Here is a 14,891-nt window from a genome sequence, read left to right as displayed (position 1 = left end):
AACGGCGGTCCATCCGGGCCGCCGTTCCCATTTGTGAATGCCATGTCGGACGCCCTGCGTTTAATCGGCCGTTAGGCCGCATCGCCTAGAACGCGCCTCAGCGCCATTGCCAGAGGAGTGCCGTCGATGCTGCCCGGAAAGACTCTTGCGAAACTGTCCGCTCTCGCCGTTCCCCTCCTGTCGCTGGTTGCCTGCGCTGCCCCTGACGCCGATACGTCCGTTTCGCGATCTACATCGCGGATCGAGGCGGCGGCCCCCGCACCACATCAGGAGTACCTTCCGCCCGGCCAACGCTGCACGCAGGCGCAGACACGTGCTCCTGAAGACGCGGACGGTAAAAAGGCGCGCACGCCTTGCACCTCCGGCCAGAACGGCACGAAACCGGCTGCGGGCGCGCGGCTCGGGATCGGCGATTTTTCCGATGCCGGCGCTTCCGCACTTGCGGCGGCGAGCGGTCTGACGGAACTCAACCCTGCCTATGCCTCCTTCGGACCGGCCGCGCCTGTTGCCATGCTCGGTCTGAAATGCGCGGGAAAACAACTCCTGACGAATGCCGGACTGCCGGCACACGAGGTCAACCGTTCGGTCGAGTCCGTCGGAATGCTTGGTGGATGCTACAATCTAATGCTTGTCGCCGGCGCCGCGGCCCCGCCGGCTGCCGCCGTGGGTGCAGCCTGCGGCCTCGTTTACAACGACCTGCTGAAGAAACGGCAGCGTCAGGCGAACACCAGGTATCTTGAGTTCCGGGACGGAGAGTGGCGCCTCGCATCTGCGACCGCTGACCGGTGAACGTGGGTAAACCGCGTCGCGCGACGCTTCCTTCAGTCTGCGAATTCCGAGCGCCCGGAGAAGCGGACTGGGCGCATTGTTCCTAGGGAGTGGAATGAACCGGGTTCGTATTTCGTGCCGCCTGGCAAGTCAGATGTCGGGAGACGTGGTCATTGTCCCCCGCCTTCAACAGATTCTCGCGGATATGACTGCATAGAGCGATCAGGCCCGGGAACGACCTCGGGCGTCGCGAACGGGCCAGACGCAACAGCGTCTCCGTTTCACGCCCGGCGGTGACCCGTACGGACCCGTCTCATGCGCCTCCTGATCTCCTTTGCAGCCCTTCTGCTTTCTGTCCTGCTGCTACAACTATCTTCCGGCGGCGTGGGTCCGCTTGACGCCCTTTCAGGTCTTGAGCTGGGCTTCACCAAATCGCAGGTCGGGCTGTTGGGGTCGGCCCATTTCCTTGGCTTCTTTGTTGGGTGCTGGTGGGCGCCGCGGCTTATGGGATCGGTTGGCCATTCCCGCGCTTTCGCCGCTTTCACTGCGACCGGTGCGATCGGCCTCATCTCCCACATGATGATCGTCGATCCCTGGGCCTGGGCCGCAATGCGCACCGCCACGGGCCTCTGTGTCGCCGGGTGCTACACGGTAATCGAGGCTTGGCTACAGGCGAAACTACGCAACTCGATTCGGGGGCGCGTCATGGGCTACTACCGCGGCGTGGACCTGACTGCGGCCATCGGCGCACAACTCCTGATCGGCGTACTGGAGCCGGCGAATTACGTCTCGTACAACCTTCTGGCAATTCTCTGTTGCGCAGCACTCCTGCCGATAGCGCTTACAACCGTGCGCCAGCCGAAAACGCCAGCCGCGCCCCGCTTGCGGCCCGAACTCGCCTTTCGCCGCTCGCCGCTGGCTGCCGCCGCCGTCGTCGTGGCCGCGATCTCGTCGGCCGCGTTCCGCATGGTCGGACCGATTTACGGGCAGGAAGTCGGCTTGAGTACAAACCAGATTGCCTGGTTTCTCGCAGCCTGGGTGCTTGGAGGCGCCATGGCACAGGTGCCGATTGGATGGTTGGCAGACAAGTATGACCGCCGCTGGGTTCTCCTGGGGCTCTCTCTCGCCTCCGTGGCAAGTTGCGCGGCAACACTCTCCATCGGCGCCGCAAATAGTGCGGTTGTCTTCGCCAACGCGGTGATATTCGGCCTTACCACATTCCCGGTATACTCCGTCGCGGTTGCACATGCCCATGACTTCGCCGAAAGCCGCGAGCGTGTCGAATTATCTGCCGCGTTGATGTTCTTCTTCGCGGTCGGTGCCATAGGGGCGCCGCTCCTAGCGTCAACGCTCATCGCGCGTTTCGGACCGGCCGCGCTCTTTGTCCTGATCGCGACGGCCCATGCGATCCTGGCTATCGTCGGCCTCTACCGGATGACCGCCCGGCCTACCGTCTCGGAGCGTACACCGTATGTCTATGCACCGCGCACGTCCTTTACCATCGGCCGGTTGCTGCGCGGCAGCCGCGACGCGCGCGACAGAAAACCTGCCGACGCGAACGGCGACCGTTGACGCGGTAGCGTCGTGTTTTCATTCTGGACAGGGTTCTCAAGGGAGTCGCCATGAAGCACGCCGTTATCACCGCTTTGCTGGCACTCTGGCCGTGTGTTTTGCCCGCCTCCGAGCCGCTGACCTTCACGGAGCGTGTCGATATCAATGGGCATCGGCTGCCGATCTTCATGGAGGTCTACCTCGAACCGGCCAGCCGAACGCGGATCGACGTCAAGGTGGCAGGCAATCTCCGCGCGATACAGGTGAACCTGCCGGGCCTGTTGTCCGGTGTCATCCAGGAGGAATGCGAACAACGAATCGGTTTGCAACTCGACAAGGCACGCTCGGAAAACGACCACATCCGTCTGCTCGGCCGGGTCCAACTCATCCGGTACAAATGCAATGCCGCCAACGACTTCGACAGCCGCAAGCGCACGATCAGCAATATCACCGCCGTTGACGCATTGCTGGATGGACAGATTGTCGACAATTGCCTGTATGCCCAGCTGGAAGAGCTGACAATCGAGCCAAGCGGGTTGGCCGGCGGCGTGATGAACCTGCTCAACCTGACCGAACGCATTTCCACCCGCGTGCGCGAGGCACTCAATGCGGAACTCGTCGACAAGGATATGTGCTTCGATATGCCTGACCCGCTACTGGCGCTCGATGCACATGTGAGCCGCGGCGGCTTCCGGGACTTCGGCGAAGGGCACCTTGGGTTTGTCGTAGAGGGCAGTATCGATCTGAACGCGGCCGGCGTGATCTCGATTCTAGAGATGCTGCCGGAAATGGGCGGTGACGGCTGCGACTGCGACTAGCGGGACCGAGCACATCGCATCCCGTGGACGAAAGCAGGCCAATCATAGGTAGTCGCCTGCGGGCATGCCCCGGTCATGCGTGCACCGGTCCGCGCCGCAAGTGCCACAGGAGAGTGGCGCTCGCGCGATGCATCGGCTAAAGGCTCCTGCGTCGGAAACGGAGCAGCCCTCGCATGTCGCGCATTCTCATCACCTCAGCCCTTCCCTACATTAACGGCATCAAGCACCTGGGCAATCTGGTGGGCAGCCAGTTGCCGGCGGACCTCTACGCCCGCTACTGCCGCGCCCGCGGTCACGAAGTCCTGTTCCTGTGCGCCACCGACGAACACGGCACGCCCGCCGAGCTGGCCGCGGCCAAGGCCGACATGCCGGTGGACGCCTATTGCAGCCAGATGCACAGGACCCAGGCCCGGCTCGCCGCCGGCTTCGGGCTCTCCTTCGACCATTTCGGCCGGTCCTCGTCGCCACAGAACCACCGGCTGACGCAGTATTTCGCGGGCCGGCTGGCCGAGAACGGATACATCTCCGAAGTCTCCGAGAAGATGGTCTACTCGCCCGCCGATGGCCGGTTCCTGCCGGACCGCTACATCGAGGGCACCTGCCCCAATTGCGGCTACGACCGCGCCCGTGGCGACCAGTGCGAGAACTGCACCAAGCAGCTCGACCCAACGGACCTGCTGGAGCCGCGCTCGGCCATTTCCGGTGCGACGGATCTGGAGGTGCGCGAAACCAAGCACCTTTTCCTGCGCCAATCTGCGCTAAAAGACGATATCGACAGCTGGATCGACAGCAAGGCCGACTGGCCCGTTCTGACGACCTCCATCGCCAAGAAATGGCTGCACGATGGCGACGGGTTGCAGGATCGCGGCATCACCCGTGATCTGGACTGGGGCATCCCGGTAAAAAAGGGCGACGAGAGCTGGCCGGGCATGGAGGGCAAGGTCTTCTACGTCTGGTTCGACGCGCCCATCGAATACATCGCCTGCGCCGCCGAATGGGCAGAGGCACAGGGCAAGGACGAGGAGGACTGGTGGCGCTGGTGGCGCACCGACGCGGGCGCGGAGGACGTGCGCTATGTGCAATTCATGGGCAAGGATAACGTGCCATTCCACACCCTGACCTTTCCCTCGACGCTGATCGGCAGCCGCGACCCGTGGAAGCTCGTCGATTACATCAAGTCGTTCAACTACCTGAACTATGATGGCGGGCAGTTCTCCACCAGCCAGGGCCGCGGCATCTTTCAGGACGACGCGCTGGAGATCCTGCCGGCCGATTACTGGCGCTGGTGGCTGCTCTCCAACGCGCCGGAAAGCTCCGACAGCGAATTCACCTGGGAGAAATTCCAGACCGGCGTGAACAAGGATCTTGCCGACGTGCTGGGCAATTTCGTGAGCCGCGTGACCAAGTTCTGCCGCTCGAAGTTCGGCGAGGAAGTGCCGGAGGGCGGGGAAATCACCGAAGACGGGCGGCGCCTCATCGGCGAGCTGAACACGCGCCTCGCGACCTACGTGGGCCACATGGACGCCATCGAGGTCCGCAAGGCGGCCGCCGAACTGCGGGCGATCTGGGTGGCGGGCAACGAATTCCTGCAAACCGCCGCGCCCTGGACCAGCTTCAAGACAGACCCAGAGCGCGCGGCCGCCGACATTCGCCTGGCGCTGAACCTGATCCGCGTCTACGCCGTCCTCTCCGCCCCCTTCATCCCCGGCGCCGCCGCCACGCTGCTGGAGGCGATGTGCACCGACGACACTGGCTGGCCCTCCGACATGGAAGCCGCGCTCGCCGTGCTGGAGGCGGGCCACGGCTTCTCCGTGCCAGATACCCTCTTTGCCAAGATCGGCGACGAGGACCGGGAAGGCTGGGAAGTGCGGTTTGCGGGAGGGCGGGGGTAAGGGCGGCACGGCTTTCGGACTGCGAATTGAAATACCCGGTCCCCGCCGCCCATTTGGGAGTTTTCCGCCGACTTACGATCCGGCCGTTATCATTAACGGCAGGGCGATGCGATCACGCGACGTCCCGCAATCCACCGCCGCATAGGATCGATTTCGGTCATTCACAATTGTCTCTCGGATCACTGCGCACCCTGTCGCACGTTCAATAGCGACCAAATTCCAAAGAATTCCACCGTAGTCCATGTCGGCGTCGCCCTTCGCGCCGACAGCTTCATATGTCGCCAATCCGCTCTCCACATAGGTCTTCTTGCCAAATGCACGTTTCATTTGCCGAACCTTGATTTTGTACTTCACGGTTTTGCCCGGGCCATGAACTGAGAATTCCACGATCTTTGGTCCAACCCGTTCCTGAGCATCGACAGAGCCGACCGTCGACGCAAAAGCCGCGAAAATACAAAAGGCAGCAATCATTCGCACCAATTTCATTTTGAGCACCTATTCTATCGTTCAAATACCGCCAGATTTACCATAGTTTGCAAATATCCAATATTGCTTTTTCCTACCTGCTCTCGCGTGCACCGTCCATCGCCAGACGCGCATCTTTGCCACACGCGCTTTTCCCTGCGCGGATTACGCGCTACGTCACCCTCATGCTGATCGAAGCCCGAAACCTAACGAAGAGCTTTCCCACCGGCGACGGGTCGTTGCCCGTGTTGAATGGCGTTTCGCTGGATCTGGCGGCGGGCGAGACGTTGGCTCTGACGGGCGAATCCGGCTCCGGCAAGAGCACGCTTTTGCACCTGCTGGCCGCTTTGGACCAGCCCGACAGCGGGTCCATCCTGCTTGGTGGAGAGGAGATCGCCACCATGGGCGACACCGGGCGCGCCGCGATCCGGCGGGACCGGATCGGGCTCGTGTTCCAGCAATTCAACCTGATCCCCTCGCTCGACACCGGCGCCAATCTCGCCTTTCAAGCCCGCCTTGCCGGCCGGCACGACGCGGCGTGGTGTGCGACGCTTGCCGACCGGCTCGGCCTCGCGGACTTGCTCGATCGCTACCCGGAGCAGCTTTCCGGCGGACAGCAGCAGCGGGTCGCCATCGGGCGGGCGCTGGCGCCCCGGCCGCCGGTCCTGCTGGCCGACGAGCCCACCGGCAACCTCGACGAGGCGACCGCCGACGGGGTTCTGGACATGATCCTCGAACTTGTCACGGAAACCGGCGCCGGGCTGCTAATGGTCACCCACTCCACCCGCCTCGCGGCCCGCCTCTCCCGCCGCCTGCACCTCTCCCAAGGGAGCGTCGCATGAGGCGCGCCGCTTTGGCCGCCTTGCTCTCGCACTGGCGGCGCCAGCCGCTCCAGCTCTTCACCCTGCTCGCCGGGCTTGCATTGGCCACGGCCCTCTGGTCCGCAGTGCAGGCGATCAACGGCGAGGCCCGGCGCAGCTACGATGCGGCCGCAGCCACGCTGGGCATCGGTGGCTACGCCAGCCTCGCGCACCCGGACGGCCCGATGCCCGTCGCCACCTATGTCGCCCTGCGCCGCGACGGCTGGGACGTCTCGCCAGTGATCGAAGGGCGGATCCTTCGCGGCGAAACGCGCCTGCGGGTCACGGGGCTGGAGCCTCTGACCGCCCCGACAGGCCTGTTGCCGGCGTCATTTGCCGGGGATGCCGGTATCGACCCGCTCGACATGCTGCGCCCGCCCGGTGTCGGTTTTGCCGCGCCAGAGACTGTCGATGCGCTTCAGGGCGCGCCCGGCCTGCCGCGGCTCGTCGCGGATACGGCGGTTCCGCCGGGACAGATGCTCACCGATATCGGCACGGCAGAAATCCTGTTGCAGAAGGGCGGAATGATCGACCGCCTCCTGGTGCGCCCCGGCCAACCAGACCACCGACGGGCGTTGGAGGAGATCGCCCCGGCCCTTGCCCTGACACCCGCGCAGGATCAAGGCGACATGGCGCGGCTAACCGACAGTTTCCACCTGAACCTCACCGCCTTCGGGCTGTTGAGCTTCGCGGTCGGCCTCTTCATCGTGCACGGCGCCATCGGGCTTGCCTTCGAACAACGCCGACCCATGTTCCGAACGCTTCGCGCGCTCGGTCTGCCGGCGCGCAGCTTGCTTGCGCTGCTTCTGGCGGAGGTCATGCTGCTGGCCTTCGTCGCAGGCAGCCTCGGCATCGCGCTCGGCTATCTCATTGCCGGGGCACTCCTTCCGGACGTCGCCGCCACGCTGCGCGGGCTCTACGGGGCGGAGGTGCGCGGCGTGCTGGGTTTTCATCCCGGATGGGCACTGGCAGGGCTGGCCATTGCCCAGGTCGGCGCGCTGGCGGCCGCCGCCCACGGGCTGCATCAGGTCCACCGCATGCCGTTGCTGGCGTCCGCCCAGCCGCGCGCCTGGGCCACCGTCTCCGCGCGCGCGCTGCGGCGCCAAGCCGTTGCAGGGCTCGCGATGATTGCCGCCGGGATCAGTGCCTCTCTGCTCGCCGACGGGCTTGCCGCCGGTTTCGCCCTGCTCGGCGGGGTGCTGCTGGGGGCGGCCCTTCTGTTGCCCCGCCTGCTCGCGGCCGTCCTCGGCCTCGGCGCTCGCCATGCCCGCCGTCCGCTCGCGCAATGGTTCTGGGCGGACACCCGGCAACAGCTCCCCGGCCTGTCGCTTGCGATGATGGCGCTGATGCTGGCACTGGCAACCAATATCGGCGTGTCCACGATGGTCGCCTCCTTCAGGCTCACCTTCACCGGCTGGCTCGACCAGCGCCTGGTCTCCGACATTTACGTAACTGCCCGCAACGAAGCGGACGGTCGCGCACTCCGGTCCTGGCTTTCCGGTCGCGCCGACGCCGTCCTGCCGATCTGGAAGGTCGACCTGCCGCTCGCGGAGGCGCCGGGGGAGGTCTACGGAATCGTCGATCATGCGGTCTACCGGCAACATTGGCCCTTGCTGCGTTCCACGCCCGACACGTGGGACGCGGCCTTCGCCAATCGTGGCGTGCTGATCAACGAACAGCTCTCCTACCGGGCGGGGCTCTCACCCGGCGACACGCTGCACATCGGCGAAGGATGGACGATGTCGGTGGTCGGCGTCTATTCCGACTACGGCAATCCGGTCGGGCAGGCCGTGGTCGGGCTCGACAGCCTGCTGGCACACCATCCGGATGTGCCCCGGCTCCGCCACGGTATCGTGGCATCCGATCCGCCCGCGCTCGCCCGCGCCCTCCGTGACGACTACGGCCTGCCGGAGGCGAACCTGATTGACCAGGCGCGCCTTAAGGCGACCTCGCTGCAGGTCTTCGAACGTACATTCACCGTGACAGGCGCGCTCAACGTGCTGACCCTCTCGGTGGCTGGCTTCGCCATCCTGACGGCGCTGCTGACACTCTCAACCATGCGCCTGCCGCAACTGGCGCCGGTTTGGGCACTCGGCCTGACCCGCCGCCGCCTTGCCCGGCTGGAGATCCTGCGCACCCTCGCGCTCGCGGCCCTAACCTTCCTCGCAGCGCTCCCAGTGGGCCTCGCGCTTGCTTGGTGTCTGCTGGCGGTGGTCAATGTCGAGGCATTTGGCTGGCGCCTGCCGATGTTCCTCTTTCCGCTCCAATGGGTCGCACTCTTCGCGCTCACTCTCCTCGCGGCCGCGGCTGCCGGCGCCTTACCGACGCGTCGCCTCGCGCGCACCGCGCCTGCACAATTCCTCAAGGTCTTCGCCGATGAGAGATAGCCTTGCCCGCCAATTCGGACGACCGCCCCTTGCGCTTTGCGCGCTTCTCGTCGGTCTGAGCTTCATGGTCTCCGCGCCGGCGTCGCCCCAGGGCTTCGCAGGGCTCGGCACCGAAGCCGAGGGCTTTGCCCTGCCCAGCCGCGAAATCCCGCTCACGTTCCCGGCCGACCACGGCGCCCATCCGGATTTCCGCATCGAGTGGTGGTATCTCACCGCCAACCTCGCTGGTGCGGACGGGGAAGAGTATGGTGTTCAATGGACGCTCTTCCGCTCCGCCCTCGCTCCGGAGCCCGACGCGCCGGTGGAGGGATGGGCCAGCCCGCAGATCTGGATGGCCCACGCCGCGCTCACGAGCCGCGACACGCACCGCAGCGCCGAAAAGCTCGCACGGGGCGGTATCGGGCAGGCAGGCGTCACGGCGGACCCCTTTGCCGCCTGGATCGATGACTGGCATATGTCGGGCACCGGCACAGGTGCGGACGCTTTGGACAGTCTGAACCTGACCGCTCACGGCGCGGATTTCTCCTACGCGCTCACGCTCGACGCCGATGGCCCGCTGGTCCTCCAAGGCGAGGGCGGCTATTCTGTGAAGTCTCCCGGTGGGCAGGCGAGCCACTATTACTCCCAGCCCTTCTATCGCGTCGCCGGGACCCTCACCCTCGACGACACCGACATCCCGGTCACCGGGCACGGCTGGCTCGACCGCGAATGGTCCTCCCAGCCCCTTGCCGAAACACAAGACGGCTGGGACTGGATCTCGCTGCATTTCGACAGCGGCGAAAAACTCATGGGCTTTCGCCTGCGCGACCGCACGGGGCCGCCATTCACCTCCGCCACATGGATCGCCACCGACGGCACCCCCGCCCCCTACGGCAACGGCGCGCTCATCCTCACCCCCCTCGCCGAGAGCGCCGAAGAAATCCCCGTCCGATGGCAGGTCGACCTGCCCGCACACGGCCTCTCGGTCGAAATCGGCGCCCTCAACCCGGATGCCTGGATGGACACCTCCTTCCCCTATTGGGAAGGCCCGGTAAGCATCACTGGCAGCCATACCGGCCGCGGCTACCTGGAAATGACCGGCTACGGGGAATGATCCGCTTCGGAGCCGTCCTCGCCTGAGGCCCGTCGGGCGGATCGGCGACCGGCGGTCAAGGGAAATTGCGGAGGCTCCGCGGGGCTTGCCCCGTGGAAACCGCCATTTCCATTGAGCAGCGGGCGGCGACCCGGCAGGCAAGGCTCAGGGGAGGACGAAACCGCAAGCGGCATCCGCTTTGGTGGGCTCCGAGCCCCCCTCCCCCTCCACAGGCCCTGCGCTGGCCCACCGCGTCGCCGCGCCACCCGCACGGCCAAGTGGAATGCGCCCCTTGGGGCGCGCAATTTGGCAACCGGCCTTTTCCTCTCGCGAAGCATTCGCTACAGGAACCTCCGACCCATCCGAGGACCAGATACATGCCGATGGAAAAGACTTTCGATGCCCAAGCGGCCGAACCGCGCATCTACGCCGCCTGGGAAAAGGCGGGAGCCTTCCGCGCCGGCGCCAATGCCAGCCGCGACGAAACCTTTTGCGTGATGATCCCGCCGCCCAACGTCACGGGCGTCCTCCACATGGGTCATGCCTTCAACAACACGTTGCAGGATATCCTGATCCGCTGGCACCGGATGCGCGGCTTCGATACGCTTTGGCAACCCGGTCAGGACCACGCCGGCATCGCCACGCAGATGGTCGTCGAACGCGAGTTGGCCAAGGACAAGGCAAACGCCACCCGCCGGGAGATGGGCCGCGAGGCGTTCCTGGAGAAGGTCTGGGACTGGAAAGGCACCTCGGGCGGGATCATCATCGAACAGCTCAAACGCCTCGGTGCCTCCTGCGACTGGTCCCGCAATGCCTTCACCATGGCCGGCGCTCCGAACGACCCGCGCACCGGTCACGAGAACAGTCCTGATTTCCACGAGGCCGTCATCAAGGTCTTCGTCGACATGTACGAAAAGGGTCTGATCTACCGTGGCAAGCGGTTGGTGAACTGGGATCCGCATTTCGAGACCGCGATTTCCGACCTCGAAGTGGAGAACATCGAAGTTGCCGGTCACATGTGGCACTTCAAGTATCCGCTCGCTGGCGGGGCGACCTATGAATATGTCGAGAAGGACGAGAACGGCAACGTCACCCTGCGGGAGACGCGGGATTACATCTCCATCGCCACCACCCGGCCCGAAACCATGCTCGGCGACGGCGCGGTGGCGGTTCACCCGTCGGACGAACGCTATGCGCCCATCGTGGGAAAGCTCTGTGAAATCCCGGTTGGGCCGAAAGAGCATCGCCGCCTGATCCCGATCATAACAGACGAGTACCCGGACCCGGACTTCGGCTCCGGCGCGGTGAAGATCACCGGCGCGCACGATTTCAACGACTACGGCGTTGCCTCCCGCAACAGCATCCCGATGTACCGCCTGATGGATACGACCGGCCATATGCGGAACGATGGCGCGCCCTATGCCGACGCAGCCGCCCACGCCCAGGCAATCGCCGAAGGTGCGGCGTTCAACGAAACGGATGTCGATACACTAAATCTCGTCCCCGACGAGTTGCGCGGGCTCGACCGGTTCGAGGCGCGCAAGTTGGTCGTCGCCCAGATCACCGAGGAAGGGCTGGCCGTCACGCACGAGGTCACGCGCAAAGACAAGGAAAGCGGCGAGGAAATCACCGAAACGGTCCCGCTGGTCGAAAACAAGCCGATCATGCAGCCCTTCGGCGACCGCTCAAAGGTCGTCATCGAGCCGATGCTGACCGACCAGTGGTTCGTCGATGCCGAAAAGATCGTCGGCCCGGCGCTCGATGTGGTTCGCGACGGCACGGTCAGGATCCTGCCCGAGAGCGGCGAGAAGACCTATTACCACTGGCTTGAAAACATCGAGCCCTGGTGTATTTCCCGGCAGCTCTGGTGGGGACACCAGGTTCCGGTCTGGTACGCGCCCGCCCTCTTCGACCACGAAGGCGAGCCGGAAGCCGAATGGCGCCCCTTCTGTGCAGCGACGCAGGAAGATGCCATCGCGATGATGACGGACTATTACGGTCACAGCGATCTCAAGCTGGTTACCGAGCGTGGGGAAGCGGAACAACTGCTGCGCGCGGCGGTTGGACGGACTCGCACCGAGGGCCGCATTCGCTCGCCGCAGGAGCCGTCAGCGATCCCCTACTACCGCGACCCCGACGTGCTCGACACCTGGTTCTCCTCGGGCCTCTGGCCCATTGGCACGCTGGGCTGGCCCGAGAAAACCGAGGAATTGAAGAAGTACTTCCCGACCGACGTGCTCATCACAGGGCAGGATATCCTGTTCTTCTGGGTCGCCCGGATGATGATGATGCAACTCGCGGTGGAAAACGAGGTGCCGTTCCACACCGTCTACCTGCATGGCCTTGTCCGCGACGCCAAGGGCAAGAAGATGTCGAAATCGACCGGCAACGTGGTCGACCCCTTGGAGATCATCGACGAATACGGCGCCGATGCCCTGCGCTTCACCAATGCCGCCATGGCCTCCCTCGGCGGGGTGCTGAAGCTCGATCTGCAACGTATCGCAGGCTACCGCAACTTCGGCACGAAACTCTGGAACGCCGCGCGCTTCGCAGAGATGAACGGCGTCTTCGAGCCCTCCGTCGCCCCCATCGACCCCGCCGAAAAGCCGCAAGCCACGGTCAACCGCTGGATCATCGGCGAGACGGCGAAGGTTCGCGAGGAGGTCGATGCGGCCCTTGAGGCCTATCTCTTCAACGATGCGGCCCAAGGGCTCTATGCATTCGTCTGGGGCAAGGTCTGCGACTGGTACGTGGAATTCGCCAAGCCCCTCCTGCAGGGCGAGGACGAATCCCTTGCCACCGAGACCCGTGCCACCATGCGGTGGGTGCTGGAGCAATGTTTCACGCTCCTCCATCCGATCATGCCCTTCGTCACCGAGGAACTCTGGCAGACACTCTCCTGCGGCTCCAAGATGCTCGTGCATACGGACTGGCCCAGCTACACCGCGGCCGATCTGGTGGACGAGGCGGCGGACAAGGAGATGAACTGGGTCATCACGCTCATCGACGGTATCCGATCCGCCCGCGCGCAGGTGCGGGTGCCGGCCGGGCTGCAGGTGCCCATGGTCCACACCGGGCTCGATGCCGCCGCGCAAGCCGCCTGGGAAAACAACGAGGCGCTGATCAAGCGGATTGCCCGCGTCGCCTCGCTCCAGGCCTTTGACGCGATGCCCAAGGGCTGCATCACCGTGCCTGTTCCCGGCGCGACCTTCGGCCTTCCGGTCGCCGATATCATCGATGTTGGCGAGGAGAAGGCGCGGCTGGAGAAATCCATCGCCAAGCTCGACAAGGAAATCGGCGGGCTCGCCAAGCGGCTGGACAATCCGAAGTTCGTGGCCTCCGCGCCCGAAGAGGTGGTCGACGAGGTGCGCAAAAACCTCGCCGCGCGCCGGTCAGAGGCCGAGCGGCTCGGCGAAGCGCTGGAACGCCTGGCGGAAATCGCCTGATCCCGTCCCCGCGCGGCTCCGAAACCGGCGCAGCGCGGGGAACCGTTGACCGGCTGCCTCCCCTCGCCTACCGTCGCCCGCATAGTCGGGTCGCGAGGAGCTTGGAATGGCGCACCGAACCTTTTTAGCTTGTCTGGCGTCTCTGGCACTGCTGGCGGGCCCGTCTTCGGCTCAGGATGCTTCTTCGGCCGAGGGAACGGCGGCGCAGGCCGATCTGCTGACGGACGCCGAGTTACAGACGCTGGCCGCACCGGTCGCGCTCTATCCCGACACGTTGCTGATCCAGGTGCTGGTGGCGTCCACCTATCCGCTGGATGTGGTGAAGGCCGACAATCTGCTGGACAAGAACACAGATCTGCCACCGGAAGAGCTGGAGGCGGCGATCGCCGTGGAAGGCTTCGACCCCAGCGTTGAGGTGCTGGCCACCGCCTTTCCCACCGTTATCGGCGAAATGGCGGACCACGTGGATTGGACTGACACGATGGGCAACGCCATGCTCGCCCAGAGCGACGACGTGATGGCTGCTGTGCAAGTGTTGCGCCAGCAGGCCATTGAAACCGGCGCGTTGGTGGACACAGACGAGCAGACGGTATCGGTGGAAGAGGTCGAGACGACCGTGTCCACCAAAGACGCACCGACCGAGTCGGTTGTCATCCAGCCGGCGGATCCCGAGGTCGTTTACGTGCCGCAATACGATCCGAACGTGGTCTACGATACCAACAGCTATTCGGTGGCGGATGCGGTGCTGACCGGCGCGCTGGCTTTCGGGACAGTTGCGCTGATCGACGAGATTTTCGACGATGACGACGACTGGGATGACTACTGGGGCTGCCGGAATTGTGCCGGCTGGGGCGGCGGCCCGATCTATCGTGAGCCCGATATCGACATCGACGTGGACGGCAACGTCAATATCGGCAACGAGATCGACTTCGACAGGGACAAGCTGAATATCGACCGCGACAAGATCGACACCGGCGATATCAAGATCGACCGCGACAAGATTCAGAATATCGACCGGGACGAGGTGAACATCGACCGGGACAAGATCAAGAACATTGATCGCGAGAAGGTGGAAGGCTGGAAACCAGACCCGGATCGGCAGAACCAGGCGAAAGACAAGATCGCCGCACGGCGCGACGAGGAGGGGGCAACCACGCTGCCGCTGGAGCGCAAGCAGAGCCAGGGCGACGCGCTCCGGGACAAGCTTTCGCAAAGCACGGGGGCGGCGGATATCACTCGCCCCGGCAACGAAGGGGCATTGCGCGACGCCGGTGGCGGGCTCGGCGCGGCCGCAACGGTGGGCGCGGCAGGCGCCGCCGGTGCCGTCGCGGGCAAGGAATTGCTGAAGAAATCCGGCAACAATCAAAAGCAGATTTCCCGACCGAAAGGCAATGCCAAACCGGCGGCGAACAAGCCTGCGGCGAAGAAGGCCGCCAGCAGCGCGGGCGCAAAGAAAACGGCGAACCGCCCCCAGGTTTCGAAGCCCAAAACCAAGGCCGCGGTTCAGAACCGTTCACCGAAGCCAACCGCCAAACGGCCATCGGGCGGAGCGATCAAGAAGAGCTCATCCGGACACAAGGCCAGAAAGGCCTCGGCGCGCGGCGGCGGCAAGATGAAGAAGCGCAGGTAAGA

At 64.8% G+C, this 14,891-nt stretch carries 10 protein-coding genes; 9 read left to right on the top strand and 1 reads right to left on the bottom strand.

The window, feature by feature from the left end; genetic code table 11:
- Positions 1 to 126 precede the first annotated feature (126 nt).
- From ARC39_RS06460 to metG, 4 genes are all read left to right on the top strand, one after another.
- Positions 127 to 789 (top strand): hypothetical protein, encoded by a 663-nt coding sequence (locus ARC39_RS06460; protein ID WP_068111868.1) that lies wholly within the window; start codon positions 127 to 129, stop codon positions 787 to 789.
- A gap of 294 nt (positions 790 to 1,083) precedes the next feature.
- Positions 1,084 to 2,340 carry an MFS transporter gene (locus ARC39_RS06455; RefSeq protein ID WP_068111865.1) on the top strand — a complete coding sequence of 419 codons (1,257 nt, stop codon included), beginning with the start codon at positions 1,084 to 1,086 and terminating at the stop codon, positions 2,338 to 2,340.
- Between the two features lie 50 nt (positions 2,341 to 2,390).
- The gene (locus ARC39_RS06450) at positions 2,391 to 3,137 is read left to right on the top strand and encodes a hypothetical protein (RefSeq protein WP_068111862.1); all 747 of its coding nucleotides are present in this window, start codon (positions 2,391 to 2,393) and stop codon (positions 3,135 to 3,137) included.
- 173 nt (positions 3,138 to 3,310) lie between these two features.
- On the top strand, positions 3,311 to 5,029 hold the full coding sequence (gene metG / locus ARC39_RS06445; RefSeq protein WP_068111859.1) for a methionine--tRNA ligase: 1,719 nt from the start codon (positions 3,311 to 3,313) through the stop codon (positions 5,027 to 5,029).
- A 72-nt stretch (positions 5,030 to 5,101) separates the two neighbouring features.
- Here the strand turns inward: metG and ARC39_RS06440 are convergent, their stop codons facing one another.
- Positions 5,102 to 5,524: a hypothetical protein gene (locus ARC39_RS06440; protein WP_161470938.1), complete on the bottom strand. Its 423-nt coding sequence runs from the start codon at positions 5,522 to 5,524 to the stop codon at positions 5,102 to 5,104.
- Between the two features lie 155 nt (positions 5,525 to 5,679).
- Here ARC39_RS06440 and ARC39_RS06435 point away from each other — a divergent pair, with 155 nt between their 5' ends.
- From ARC39_RS06435 to ARC39_RS06415, 5 genes are all read left to right on the top strand, one after another.
- On the top strand, positions 5,680 to 6,336 hold the full coding sequence (locus ARC39_RS06435) for an ABC transporter ATP-binding protein (RefSeq protein ID WP_068111854.1): 657 nt from the start codon (positions 5,680 to 5,682) through the stop codon (positions 6,334 to 6,336).
- The gene (locus ARC39_RS06430) at positions 6,333 to 8,741 is read left to right on the top strand and encodes an FtsX-like permease family protein (protein ID WP_068111851.1); all 2,409 of its coding nucleotides are present in this window, start codon (positions 6,333 to 6,335) and stop codon (positions 8,739 to 8,741) included. The genes ARC39_RS06435 and ARC39_RS06430 overlap by 4 nt, the downstream gene beginning before the upstream one ends.
- Positions 8,731 to 9,834, top strand: coding sequence for a lipocalin-like domain-containing protein (locus ARC39_RS06425; RefSeq protein ID WP_438273255.1), 1,104 nt, complete (start codon positions 8,731 to 8,733; stop codon positions 9,832 to 9,834). The genes ARC39_RS06430 and ARC39_RS06425 overlap by 11 nt, the downstream gene beginning before the upstream one ends.
- Positions 9,835 to 10,190: 356 nt before the next feature.
- Positions 10,191 to 13,259 carry a valine--tRNA ligase gene (locus tag ARC39_RS06420; RefSeq protein ID WP_068111846.1) on the top strand — a complete coding sequence of 1,023 codons (3,069 nt, stop codon included), beginning with the start codon at positions 10,191 to 10,193 and terminating at the stop codon, positions 13,257 to 13,259.
- 106 nt (positions 13,260 to 13,365) lie between these two features.
- On the top strand, positions 13,366 to 14,889 hold the full coding sequence (locus ARC39_RS06415; protein ID WP_068111844.1) for a DUF3300 domain-containing protein: 1,524 nt from the start codon (positions 13,366 to 13,368) through the stop codon (positions 14,887 to 14,889).
- Positions 14,890 to 14,891: the final 2 nt, after the last annotated feature.

Origin of the sequence: Tropicimonas marinistellae (assembly GCF_001509585.1) — a bacterium.
Taxonomy (GTDB): Bacteria; Pseudomonadota; Alphaproteobacteria; order Rhodobacterales; family Rhodobacteraceae; genus Tropicimonas; species Tropicimonas marinistellae.
The sequence above is the reverse complement of the archived record's forward strand: the minus strand, read 5'-3'. Positions and strand labels throughout refer to the sequence as shown.